Origin of the sequence: Micromonospora sp. AMSO12t (genome assembly GCF_008806585.1) — a bacterium.
Taxonomy (GTDB): Bacteria; Actinomycetota; Actinomycetes; order Mycobacteriales; family Micromonosporaceae; genus Micromonospora; species Micromonospora reichwaldensis.
This window is the reverse complement of record NZ_WAAS01000209.1, coordinates 1-11,679: the sequence shown is the minus strand read 5'-3', so window position 1 is coordinate 11,679 and position 11,679 is coordinate 1. Positions and strand designations below refer to the sequence as shown.

Here is an 11,679-nt window from a genome sequence, read left to right as displayed (position 1 = left end):
GCTTCCGCCGCCGCTCCCGCCGCTCGCGGCGTCGTCGCCGGCGAGTCGGGCGTACGCGGCCGGAACGAGCAGGCCGCCACCGAGGAGGACCGCCACGACGGCGAGCACCAGGGTCACGCGGGATCGCATGAGTGGGTGAGCTCCAGATGTCAGGCCGGGGGGACCGGCTGGTTGTCGGACGGATCGGCGGCTGGCCGAGGGCCGGGGGATCCGCCCTCCGTGTTTCTCGGGCGATCGTCGGCAGCCGATCGGTGTGACGGGGGAAGTCTACGTGCGGATCGGCGGCGCGCCAGGACCCGACACCTGGCAACTTGCCATGTAGGCGGGATATCGAGCCGCTATGCGGCTGTTGAGAGGATTCACCTTCCCATAGTGACCCAAGTCATAGTTTGCCCGGCTGCCGGAGTCCCCGCCCCGTGCCGAAACTGTCTCCGGAAACCTGTTACACCCTCTGGTGTCCCGAGAGGCGAGCTGTAACACTTGACCTCATGTATGGCAACGACTTCTCCGCCGAGGACGCACCCGGCGGTGGCCTGCTCGGCGAGGTCGAGGCGGCGGAGGCGGCCCTGCGGGAGGCCGCCGCACGTGGCCGTCGGGGCGGCGCCCCCGGCGCGGACGAGGACCTCGAGGCGTACTTCGCCGAGGTCATCGACGCCGACCAGAAGATCGAGCCGCGCGACTGGATGCCCGAGGCGTACCGCAAGACGCTGATCCGGCAGATCGCGCAGCACGCGCACTCCGAGATCATCGGAATGCAGCCGGAGGGCAACTGGATCAGCCGCGCCCCCTCGCTCAAGCGCAAGGCGATCCTGCTGGCCAAGGTGCAGGACGAGGCCGGCCACGGCCTCTACCTCTACGCCGCCGCCGAGACCCTCGGGATCAGCCGGGACGAGCTGGTCGAGCTGCTGCTCAACGGCCGGCAGAAGTACAGCTCGATCTTCAACTACCCCACCCTGACCTGGGCCGACGTGGGCGCCATCGGCTGGCTGGTGGACGGCGCCGCCATCGTCAACCAGGTCCCGCTCTGCCGCTGCTCCTACGGGCCGTACGCGCGGGCGATGATCCGGGTCTGCAAGGAGGAGTCGTTCCACCAGCGGCAGGGCTACGAGATCCTGCACACGCTCGCGCACGGCACCCCGGCGCAGAAGGCGATGGCGCAGGACGCCCTCGACCGCTGGTGGTACCCGTCCCTGGCGATGTTCGGCCCGCCGGACACCGACTCCACCCACTCGGCGCAGTCCATGGCCTGGAAGATCAAGCGCTTCTCCAACGACGAGCTGCGCCAGCGCTTCGTGGACATGTGCGTGCAGCAGGCGGAGATCCTCGGCCTGACGATCCCGGATCCCGACCTGCGCTGGAACGAGTCCCGGCAGTCGTACGACTTCACCCAGCCCGACTACGACGAGCTGATGCGGGTGATCAAGGGCAACGGCCCGTGCAACCGGCAGCGGATGGAGCACCGGCGCCGCGCCCACGACGACGGCGCGTGGGTGCGGGAGGCCGCCGCGGCGTACGCCGCCAAGCGGGTGGAGCAGAAGGAGAAGGTAGCGGCGTGAGCGAGCGTAGCGAGCGGACGGACCAGCGCGGCGTGAGCGGTCCTTCGCCCCTGTGGGAGGTCTTCGTGCGGGCGCGGCGCGGGTTGTCGCACACCCACGTCGGCAGCCTGCACGCCCCCGACGCCGAGCTGGCCCTGCGCAACGCGCGGGACCTCTACACCCGCCGCCAGGAGGGCGTCTCCATCTGGGTGGTGCCGGCGGGCGCGATCACCGCGTCCAGCCCCGACGAGAAGGACGCCTTCTTCGACCCGGCGGCCGACAAGGTCTACCGGCATCCCACCTTCTACGACGTGCCGGACGGAGTGGCCCACCTGTGAGCGAGCGCAGCGAGCGCACCATTCGGCTCAGCACCGGGGCGCGTCGCGCCGCCGCCGAGCGGAGCGAGGTGGCGGCGTGAACGGCCCCTTCGACTTCGCCCTCGCCCTCGGCGACGACGCGCTCGTCGCGGCGCAGCGGCTGGCCGAGTGGACCACCCGCGCGCCGGAGATGGAGGAGGACATCGCGCTGGCCAACATCGCCCTCGACCAGCTCGGCGCGGCCCGGCTCCTGCTGTCGTACGCGGGCGAGGTGGAGAGCGCCGGCCGGGACGAGGACGCGCTGGCGTTCCTCCGCGACGACCGGGAGTTCCGCAACTGCCTGCTCGTGGAGCTGCCCAACGGCGACTTCGCGGTCACCATGGCGAAGCTGCTCTTCCTGGCGGCCTACCAGCTTCCGCTCTACACCGCGCTGGCCGGCTGCGCCGACGAGCGGCTGGCCGCGATCGGGGCCAAGGCCCGCAAGGAGTCGGCCTACCACCTCGACCACGCCTCGACGTGGGTGCGGCGGCTCGGCGACGGCACCGAGGAGTCGCACCGGCGCATGCAGGCGGCGGTCGACCAGGTCTGGCCGTACGTGCACGAGCTGTTCGCCCCCGACCCGGCGGCGCCGGTAGACCCGGCCACCCTGCGGGCCGACTTCGACGCCACCGTCGGTGCCGTGCTGGACGAGGCCACGCTGACCCGGCCGGAGTCCGGCTGGGCGCCGGGCGGCGGGCGGGACGGCGTGCACACCGAGCACCTGTCCTTCCTGCTCGCCGAGATGCAGGTGCTGCACCGCGCCCACCCCGGAGCGCACTGGTGAGCGCGAGGAGTGCAGCGCAGCGGAGCCCCGCAGTCGCGAACGGAAGGCGGCACTGGTGACTCCGCGGGAGGCCGTGGCGGCGGTGGTGGACCCGGAGATCCGGGTGGTCACCATCGACGACCTCGGCATCCTGCGGGCGGTCGACGAGGACCCGGCGACCGGCCGGGTGGTCGTGACCATCACCCCCACCTACACCGGCTGCCCGGCGATGGACGTGATCCGCGCCGACATCCGGCGGGCGCTGGCCGCCGCCGGGCGTCCCGAGGCCGACGTGCGGACCGTCTACAGCCCGGCGTGGAGCACCGACTGGATTTCCGACGCCGGCCGGGCCAAGCTCGCCGCCGCCGGCATCGCCCCGCCGTCGCCCGTACGCGCCGACAACGTGGTGCCGCTGACCCTCGCCGTCCGCTGCCCGCGCTGCGGCTCGCCCGAGACCGAGCAGGTCAGCCGCTTCGGCTCGACCGCGTGCAAGGCGCTCTGGCGCTGCCGTTCCTGCCGTGAACCCTTCGACCACCTGAAGGCGCTGTGACTGTCACCATCACCCGCCCGGTCCGTCGCCGGCCGGTCTTCCACCCGCTGTCCGTCGCCGCCGTCGACCGGCTCACCGACGACGCCGTGGCGGTCACCTTCGCCGTGCCGGCGGAGCTGCGCGAGACGTTCGCGTTCTCCGCCGGCCAGCACCTCACCGTCCGCCGCCCCGGCGCCGCCGGCGAGGACGTGCGGCGGTCGTACTCCATCTGCTCCACGCCCGACGACCTGGCCCGGCACGGCCGGCTGCGGATCGGCGTGCGGGAGATCCCCGGCGGCGCGTTCTCCGCCTTCGCCTGCGGCGCGCTGCGCGGCGGCGACACGATCGAGGTGCTGCCGCCGCTCGGGCACTTCACCACGGCCCTCGCGCCGGACCGGGCCCGCCACTACGGCGCGGTGGTCGCCGGCTCGGGCATCACCCCGGTGCTCGCGCTGGTCGCGACGGCGCTCGCCGTCGAGCCGGCCAGCACGTTCACGCTGGTGTACGGCAACCGCACGGCGAACACGGTGATGTTCGCCGAGGAGTTGGCCGACCTGAAGGACCGGTGGCCCACCCGGCTGCACCTGGTGCACGTGCTCTCCCGGGAACAGGGCGAGTCGGCGCTGCTCTCCGGCCGGATCGATGCCGACCGGCTGGGCCGGCTGCTGGACACCGTCGTGCCCGGCGACACCGTCGACGAGTGGTTCCTCTGTGGCCCGTACGACATGGTGGTGGACGCCCGGGAGGTGCTCGCCGCGCGCGGCGTGCCGGAGTCGGCGGTGCACACGGAGCTGTTCCACGTTGCCGAGGCCCCGGCCCCGCCGCGACGCCCGGCCGACGAGCCGGGGGGCGGCGCCGAGGTGACCATCCTGCTGGACGGCCGGTCGTCGCGTTTCACGATGCGGCGCGACGAGCGGGTGCTGGACGCTGCGCTGAAGGTGCGCGGCGAGCTGCCCTACGCCTGCAAGGGCGGGGTCTGCTCGACCTGCAAGGCCAAGGTGGTCGACGGCGCGGTCACGATGGCCCGCAACTACGCGCTGGAGCCGGACGAGGTGGCCGCCGGCTACGTCCTCACCTGCCAGTCCAGCCCGACGACCGACCGGCTCACGGTGGACTACGACGCCTGACCGGTCCGCCCGCCGCTCGGCGGGCGCAGCCGGGTCGGCGGGTCGGCGCAGGCACCGCGTCGCACCCGCCGACCCCCTTGCGTGCGGTCAGCTCGGGGCCTTGACCTGGCCGTCGTAGGCGATACTGCGCCACAGGTCGAACTGGCGGTCGTTGCCGACCAGCGGGTTGCCGGCCAGCGCGACGGCGGCGTGCACCTCCTCGTCGTTGCGGAGCTGGCGGAAGTAGCCGGGTCCGACGAGGGCGATGCCGCGGCCGGGTGACTGGATGAGCTTCATGTCGTTCTCCGTGAGGTCGAGGGGTGGGTTGCCGGCGAGCTGGCGGGCCACGTCGGCGCGCATCGAGTCCAGGTCGACGAACGACGGGTCGATCTTGCCGCTGGTGCTGGTCTCCCGGTGGCCCCGGGCGTGGCTGGCGTCGCGGCCGAGCCGCCGCAGCACGGCGGCGGTGGCGAGCACCGAGGCGCTGTACTGGGCGCCGGTCATGGCCTGGTTGACCCCGTTGTAGTCGATCTCCCAGCCGACCATCAGGGTGTTGCCGTCGCCGGCCGGGATGGGGCCGCTGCCGCGGCTGACGCCGGCGTGGTTGGCCCGCCCGCCGGAGATGACGTGGAAGACGCCGTGGTGGTCGACCAGGGCCTGGCAGAGCGGGCCGGGCAGGTCGGAGCGGCCGTTGATGCAGATGTTCAGGGCGGGGTGCGGGTTGCCGGCGCTGGAGGTGGCGGCGGTGTGGTGCCAGAGCACGCCGATCGGATTGAACGAGCTGCCGGAGACCCGGCCGAGCCAGTTGCCGTGCTCCACCACCGTGACGCCGGCGGCGCGGAGCACGTCGGCGAGCCAGGGGATGGTCGCCATCAGGTTGCCATCAGGTCGGCGAGGCGACGTAGGGGAGGACGGGTGGGGGAAGACGTCTTCACGATCATTCACGAATGTTAATGGTTCGATGGGTGCGTCGGGAGGGCCTGATCGCGGCGGTCGAGCGGGGCGGTGCGGCGACCGCCCAACATCTATATTCCAGTCCGTCACCGACAGGTGACGCGGCCGACCGTGCGCCCCGGGCGGACTGGCGGGTCGAGCCGGCCGGTGCCGGAGCGCGGGTGGCCGGCCGCCGTGCCCGAGGAACGGAGAGTCGATGGATCAGCAGGTACGACGACGGCGAAGAGCCCTCGTCATCGGTGTCGCCGCCGCGTTGACGGCAGGGGCCGTCGCAGGTGCGCCGGCCCGGGCGGTAAGCGGGGGCAGCCCGGTCACGGACAGCGCGTACGCCTTCGCGGCGAAGGTCACCTTCGGTGAGATGGGCGCCTGCTCCGGGGCGTTGGTCGCGCCCCAGTGGGTGTTGACGGCCCACTCATGCCTTCCCCCCACCCCGGGCCCGCGCTCGACTGCGAGCGCGCCCGCGTGGCCCACCACGGTCACCGTGGGCCGGCTGGATCTGACCACGAACGACGGCCGGGTGCAGCGTGCCAATCTCGTGGTGTCGCACCCGGATCGGAACCTCGCGCTGCTCCGGCTCACGCTGCCGGTGGTCGGCGTCACCCCGGTCGCGCTCGCCACCGGGGCACCCGTGCCGGGCGAGACGTTGCAGGCGCTCGGCTTCGGTCGTACCGCCACCGAGTGGGTGCCCGACAAGCTGCACGGTGCGCCGGTCACGGTCGGCGCCGTCTCGGCCACCTCGGTCGCGATCAGCAACGGGCAGGGTGGGCCGACCACCTGCAAGGGCGACGCCGGAGGGCCGGCGGTGCGGGTGGTGGACGGGCGTCCCGAGCTGGTTGCCGTGCATGCCACCTCCTGGCAGGGCGGCTGCCTCGCCGAGACGGAGACCCGGCGGGACGCCATCGAGACCCGCACCGACGACCTGGCCGGCTGGATCCGCCAGAACACGCCCAACAACTGCAGTGCCGGTGGCGCGAGTCACGGCCCGGCCGACCAGGCGGGTGTGGTGATCCTGGGCGACTGGACCGGCGACTGCCGCACCGACGCGGTTGTCCAGCTCGCCGACGGCAGGCTGCGGGCGTACCCGTCGAGCGGCGACCTCTCGGGCACCGCCCCGCTCTTCCCGTCGCCCTACCGCTACGTGGGGACGAACTGGGGCGGGGCGAACCGGCCGCGGGCGCTCACCGGGGACTTCACCGGGGACGGCCGGACGGACATCATCGCGCAGAGCGGCGACGGCACCCTGACCGCCTGGGAGTCGACCGGCGACCTCTCCGCCGACTACCGGCTCTTCGCCGGGGCGTCCGCGATCGTCGGCACCGCCTTCACCAGCGGCTCGATCCCCCGCCTGATCCCGGGCGACTTCAACGGCGACGGCCGCACCGACCTCCTCGGCCAGCTGCTCAACGGCACGCTACGGGTCTGGACGTCCACGGGCGACCTGTCGGCCGACGCCCAGCTGTTCGCCGGGACGACGAGGGACGTCGGCACGGGTTTCACCACCACGGAGGTGCCGCGCATCCTGACCGGCGACTTCAACGGCGACGGGCGGACCGATCTGATCGCCCAGCACGCAGACGGCACCATGAAGGGCTACCCGTCCAGCGGAAATCTCTCCATGGACATGAGGCTCTTCCCGACGACTCTCGTGGCGAAGGTGGTCGGCACCGGTTGGCGGAGTTCCTCGATTCCTCGGATCCTGCCGGCCGACTTCGACGGTGACGGCACCACCGACCTGGTCGCCCAGCTCGCGGACGGACGGCTGCGGGCGTACCGGTCGTCGAAGGCGATGACCGGCGAGGGGCTGCTGTTCTCCGGGCCCTACCCGTACGTGGGCACGAACTGGGGCACGACGAACCGGCCCCGCATCCTGGTCGGGGACCTCACCGGCGACGGACGCACCGACCTGATCGGGCAGGACTCCGCCGGCGTCATGCTCGGCTTCCAGTCGACCGGGGACCTGAGCGCCGACTTCAAGCTCTACGCCACCAGCACCAGTGCCGTGGGCAGCGGCTGGACGCCCAGCAGCATCCCGCGCGTCTTCTGACCGGAGGGTGCGGCGTCGTCCGTCGTCGGACGGGCGGCGCCGCACCACCGGCGAGGGTGAACACCGTCACACCCGACGCGCCGCCGGGCGGGCTGTTCGGCGGCCATCGACCGGTCCCCTGAGCGGGCGACGTAGGCTCGGGGGGTGAGTGTGAGCCGGGAGATCGACGACATCCTGCAGCGTGGCGCGGACGGCGGGCGGATCACGCCCGAGGAGGCCCTGCTGCTCTACACCGAGGCGCCGTTGCATGCCCTGGGCGAGGCCGCCGACGCGGTGCGCCGACGCCGCTACCCGGACAACGTCGTCACGTACCTGATCGACCGCAACATCAACTACACGAACGTCTGCGTGACGGCGTGCAAGTTCTGCGCGTTCTACCGGGCCCCCAAGCACAAGGAGGGCTGGACCCACCCGACCGAGGAGATCCTGCGCCGCTGCGGCGAGGCGGTCGAGCTGGGCGCCACCCAGGTCATGCTCCAGGGCGGGCACCACCCGGACTACGGCGTGGAGTACTACGAGGAGCTGTTCTCCTCGGTCAAGAAGGCGTACCCGCAGCTGGCGATCCACTCGATCGGCCCCAGCGAGATCCTGCACATGGCCAAGGTCTCCGGCGTCAGCCTCGACGAGGCCATCGCCCGGATCAAGGCCGCCGGGCTGGACTCGATCGCCGGCGCCGGCGCGGAGATGCTGCCCGCCCGCCCGCGCAAGGCCATCGCGCCGCTGAAGGAGTCGGGCGAGCGCTGGCTGGAGGTCATGGAGCTGGCGCACCGGCAGGGCGTCGAGTCGACCGCCACCATGATGATGGGCACCGGTGAGACCGCCGCCGAGCGGATCGAGCACCTGCGGATGATCCGCGACGTGCAGGACCGCACGAAGGGCTTCCGGGCGTTCATCCCCTGGACGTACCAGCCGGAGAACAACCACCTCAAGGGCCGTACGCAGGCCACCACCCTGGAGTACCTGCGGCTGGTCGCGGTGGCCCGGCTCTTCTTCGAGACGGTGCCGCACCTCCAGGCGTCCTGGCTGACCACCGGCAAGGACGTCGGGCAGCTCGCCCTGCACATGGGCGTGGACGACCTCGGCTCGATCATGCTGGAGGAGAACGTCATCTCCTCGGCCGGTGCGCGGCACCGCTCCAACCTGCACGAGCTGATCGGCATGATCCGCTCGGCGGACCGGATCCCCGCCCAGCGCGACACCCTCTACAACCGGCTGGCCGTGCACCGCACCCCGGCCGACGACCCGACCGACGAGCGGGTCGTCTCGCACTTCTCCTCGATCGCCATGCCGGGCGGCGGCGCCGGGAAGTCCCTGCCGCTGGTCGACGCCCGCTGAGCGGGGCGTCCGCAGGCACCCGCATCACCGACACCCCACCGCCGTCCGGCGGTGGGGTGTCGTCGTACGTGGACCACTGCGTGGATCATGGGAATACGGAAAGTGACGGTAAATGAGTCGCTCGGCTGGCCGATCGGGTGAATTCCCGTCGGCCGTTGATCTCAATTAGATTGCCGTTCGGAGTCGGTGTCGGGATGGCCGGGGCAGCAAGACATATCAATCCGGGCATTCCTTAAGTGATTCTTAGCCAGGCTGTTCAACGCGCCCGTCCTGCGGGGTGGCGGGCGTGATCGCTTACCGCTAACGTCCCCGGCCGTACCTTTCCTTCACCCCAACGGGGGGAACTCTTCCATGATCTTCCGTAACCGTTCGCTGGCGCGTATCGGCGCCGGCGCGCTGCTCGCCTCCGGCGCGTTGACCGTCCTCGGTAGCCCGGCTCACGCCTCGGGCACGGAGACGGACCTCGCGATCGAGGTGGCCGGCACGCGGGTCGCCGCCAACGCGCAGGGCAAGTTCGCCTACGCCAAGGTGACCAACACCGGCAAGAACACCCCGAGCGAACTGTCCGTGCGGGTGGACGTGTCCAAGGTCGACTTCGACAAGGTCGCCGCCGTGCCGGCCGTCGAGGACGGCTGCGACATCGAGTTCGCCGGGGAGAAGCCGACCGCGTTCATCTGCCACGCGACGGAGAAGGGCCTGCCGGGCCCGGGTGAGACCACCGACCTGCCGATCGTCCTGTTCAAGTTCGAGGCCGAGGGCACCTACAAGGCCCCGCTCTCCTTCAAGCTCATCTCGAAGGACGACACGAACGCGGCGAACAACACCAAGACCGCCACGCTGGACTTCTCCGACGCCAGCGGGCCGGACCTCTCGGTCGTCGCCGAGGACGTCAAGCAGGCCGTGAAGATCGTCGACGGCAATCCGGTCTACTCCGGCGACCTGCACGCGGGCGGCCGCTCGGCGCTGACCTACTTCATCACGAACCAGGGTGACAAGGCCGCCGCCGGTCTGAAGATCAGCGTCAAGCTGCCCAAGGGCGTCACCCCGACCGAGGTGGAGCCGGGCTGCGAGTACGCGGCCGACAAGTCCACCTTCACCTGCACCTACGCCAACTTCGGCCTGATCCCGCAGGACGAGGACACCAACCCCGAGGACAAGCTCTACTCGGCCTACGGCTTCTACCACGTGTTCGACGTGGCGGCGGACGTGAAGCCGGGTGCCCTCAAGGGCGGTCTGGTCAGCGTCGAGCCGGTCGGGTCCGCGCCCAGCCGGATGCGGGCGGCTGCGGTCACCCTGCCGGAGAACGTCACCGGCCTGCGGGCGACCGACGTGGACGCCACCGACAACTCCGACGCGTACGCGGTGATCGTCGCGGCCAAGGGCGGCGCGGGCGGCGGCGGTGACGACGACGGCGGCCTGCCGGTCACCGGCGCGCAGACCACGCTGATCGGCGGCATCGGCGGCGCGGTGCTGATCGCGGGCGCGGCCATGTTCATGGTGGCGCGGCGGCGCCGGGTCGTCCTGGTGACCCCGGGCGACGAGAAGCCGACGGCCTGACGGTCGTCCTCCATCGACCCGCGAGGGTCGTTCACATAACGCACGGCAGCGGGGGCGGGATGGGTGACCATCCCGCCCCCGCTGTGCGTCGGGCCGTCCCGTCCGACCGGATCGGCCGGACGGATGAAACACGATCTCCCTGCTGGCGTGCCGCTTCGACCTTCGATAGCGTCCGCCCGGGTTCCGCAACCATCCGTTTCTTCCCTAACCCCCCGGGGGACCGATGACCCTGTTCCATCGCTCGGCCCTGGCCCGCGCCGGTGCCGTGGCACTCCTCGCGGCGGGTGGCCTGACCACCGTCGCCGTTCCCGCCCAGGCCGCCGACGGGCCGGACCTCGCCCTGATCCCGATCAGCACCCAGCTCGCGAAGGGTGTCGACGCGGCCCGGAGCAAGCCGTTCAAGTTCACCGTCACCAACGCCGGCACGGCCACGGCGGAGGACGTCTCGTTGCGGGTCAACACCCAGCAGCTCAAGGAGAAGCGCGTCGGCTTCCTGGTGCCCGAGGGTTGCCGCGCCATCGAGAGCCACCTCTACCAGTGCTCCCTCGGCGACCTGCCCGCCGGCACCAGCAAGGACTTCGGCGTCCCGCTGTTCAGCACGGGCGGCCGGGGCGACGGCGGCAAGCTGGTCGTCCACGTCGTCACCGCGACGCCCGGGGGCAAGGTTCGCGACAAGGTCGTCGTGCCGGTGACCGTGACGAAGCCCGGCTACGACCTCACCGCCTGGGCGCAGGACGTCCAGGCCGGCGTCGTGGTCAACGGCGCGGTGGCCGACGAGCCGGACCTCAGGCCGGTGCGCCGGGGCGAGACCGTCCCGCTGGACTGGGCGGTCTACAACGACGGCAGCCGGCCCGCGACCGGTGTCTTCTACGGCATCACCCTCCCGGCGGGTGTGAGCTTCGTGACGGTGCCGCAGGGCTGCGTCACGCAGGTGTACCTCGGCAAGGAGCAGGCGTTCTGCGAGGACGCCGGCGCGACGATCCGCCGGGGGCAGTACTACACCGCCGACGTCACCGTGAAGGTCGGCGACGACGTGACCGAGCCGGTGCTGCGGGAGGGCGACCTCTTCGCGTACGGGCTGGACGTCGCCGAGGGCGAGCCGGAGGAGGAGCCGCGGATCGCCGGCCAGGCGCAGCGGAAGGCCTTCTCCGAGGCCGACATGGGCGACAACCACACGTTCTTCGAGGCCTTCGTCGACCTGTCGGCGCAGCCGACCCCGACCCCGACCCCGACCGGTGAGCCGACGCCGACCCCGACGGCGACCCCGACCGGCGTACCCACGGCGGCCCCGACCACCACCCCCGGTGGCGGTGGCGGCGGCGACGGCGGGCTGCCGGTGACCGGCGTGCAGGCCGGGCTGATCGGAGGCATCGGCGCGGCCGTGCTGCTGGCCGGCGGCGCGCTGCTGCTGCTCTCCCGGCGGCGCAGGGTCGTCCTGGTGGCGCCCGGCGACGAGAAGTCGACCGACTGACGTACGGCGACGCGGGGGCGGGGTGGGCG

Annotated in this window: 10 protein-coding genes; 9 read left to right on the top strand and 1 reads right to left on the bottom strand. The window is 72.0% G+C overall.

What is annotated here, in order from left to right:
- Window positions 1-488 precede the first annotated feature (488 nt).
- The 5 genes from paaA (at window position 489) to paaE (ending at window position 4,310) form a co-directional block, all read left to right on the top strand.
- Window positions 489-1,556, top strand: a complete 1,068-nt coding sequence (gene paaA, locus F6X68_RS24390; RefSeq protein WP_132232144.1) for a 1,2-phenylacetyl-CoA epoxidase subunit PaaA — start codon at window positions 489-491, stop codon at window positions 1,554-1,556.
- Window positions 1,553-1,873 carry a 1,2-phenylacetyl-CoA epoxidase subunit PaaB gene (gene paaB / locus F6X68_RS24385; protein WP_121397098.1) on the top strand — a complete coding sequence of 107 codons (321 nt, stop codon included), beginning with the start codon at window positions 1,553-1,555 and terminating at the stop codon, window positions 1,871-1,873. The genes paaA and paaB overlap by 4 nt, the downstream gene beginning before the upstream one ends.
- Window positions 1,874-1,949: 76 nt before the next feature.
- The gene (gene paaC, locus F6X68_RS24380; RefSeq protein ID WP_151456470.1) at window positions 1,950-2,675 is read left to right on the top strand and encodes a 1,2-phenylacetyl-CoA epoxidase subunit PaaC; all 726 of its coding nucleotides are present in this window, start codon (window positions 1,950-1,952) and stop codon (window positions 2,673-2,675) included.
- 52 nt (window positions 2,676-2,727) lie between these two features.
- The gene (gene paaD, locus F6X68_RS24375) at window positions 2,728-3,204 is read left to right on the top strand and encodes a 1,2-phenylacetyl-CoA epoxidase subunit PaaD (RefSeq protein ID WP_151456469.1); all 477 of its coding nucleotides are present in this window, start codon (window positions 2,728-2,730) and stop codon (window positions 3,202-3,204) included.
- Window positions 3,201-4,310, top strand: a complete 1,110-nt coding sequence (gene paaE / locus F6X68_RS24370) for a 1,2-phenylacetyl-CoA epoxidase subunit PaaE (RefSeq protein WP_151456468.1) — start codon at window positions 3,201-3,203, stop codon at window positions 4,308-4,310. The genes paaD and paaE overlap by 4 nt, the downstream gene beginning before the upstream one ends.
- Before the next feature lie 87 nt (window positions 4,311-4,397).
- Here the strand turns inward: paaE and F6X68_RS24365 are convergent, their stop codons facing one another.
- Complete coding sequence (locus F6X68_RS24365; protein ID WP_225852395.1) at window positions 4,398-5,162, bottom strand: N-acetylmuramoyl-L-alanine amidase; 765 nt, start codon at window positions 5,160-5,162, stop codon at window positions 4,398-4,400.
- A gap of 277 nt (window positions 5,163-5,439) precedes the next feature.
- Here F6X68_RS24365 and F6X68_RS24360 point away from each other — a divergent pair, with 277 nt between their 5' ends.
- From F6X68_RS24360 to F6X68_RS24345, 4 genes are all read left to right on the top strand, one after another.
- Window positions 5,440-7,287: an FG-GAP-like repeat-containing protein gene (locus F6X68_RS24360; protein WP_151456467.1), complete on the top strand. Its 1,848-nt coding sequence runs from the start codon at window positions 5,440-5,442 to the stop codon at window positions 7,285-7,287.
- A gap of 144 nt (window positions 7,288-7,431) precedes the next feature.
- Complete coding sequence (gene mqnC, locus F6X68_RS24355) at window positions 7,432-8,622, top strand: cyclic dehypoxanthinyl futalosine synthase (RefSeq protein ID WP_151456466.1); 1,191 nt, start codon at window positions 7,432-7,434, stop codon at window positions 8,620-8,622.
- 351 nt (window positions 8,623-8,973) lie between these two features.
- On the top strand, window positions 8,974-10,179 hold the full coding sequence (locus F6X68_RS24350; RefSeq protein ID WP_151456465.1) for an LPXTG cell wall anchor domain-containing protein: 1,206 nt from the start codon (window positions 8,974-8,976) through the stop codon (window positions 10,177-10,179).
- Between the two features lie 223 nt (window positions 10,180-10,402).
- Window positions 10,403-11,650 (top strand): cell wall anchor protein, encoded by a 1,248-nt coding sequence (locus F6X68_RS24345; RefSeq protein ID WP_151456464.1) that lies wholly within the window; start codon window positions 10,403-10,405, stop codon window positions 11,648-11,650.
- Window positions 11,651-11,679: the final 29 nt, after the last annotated feature.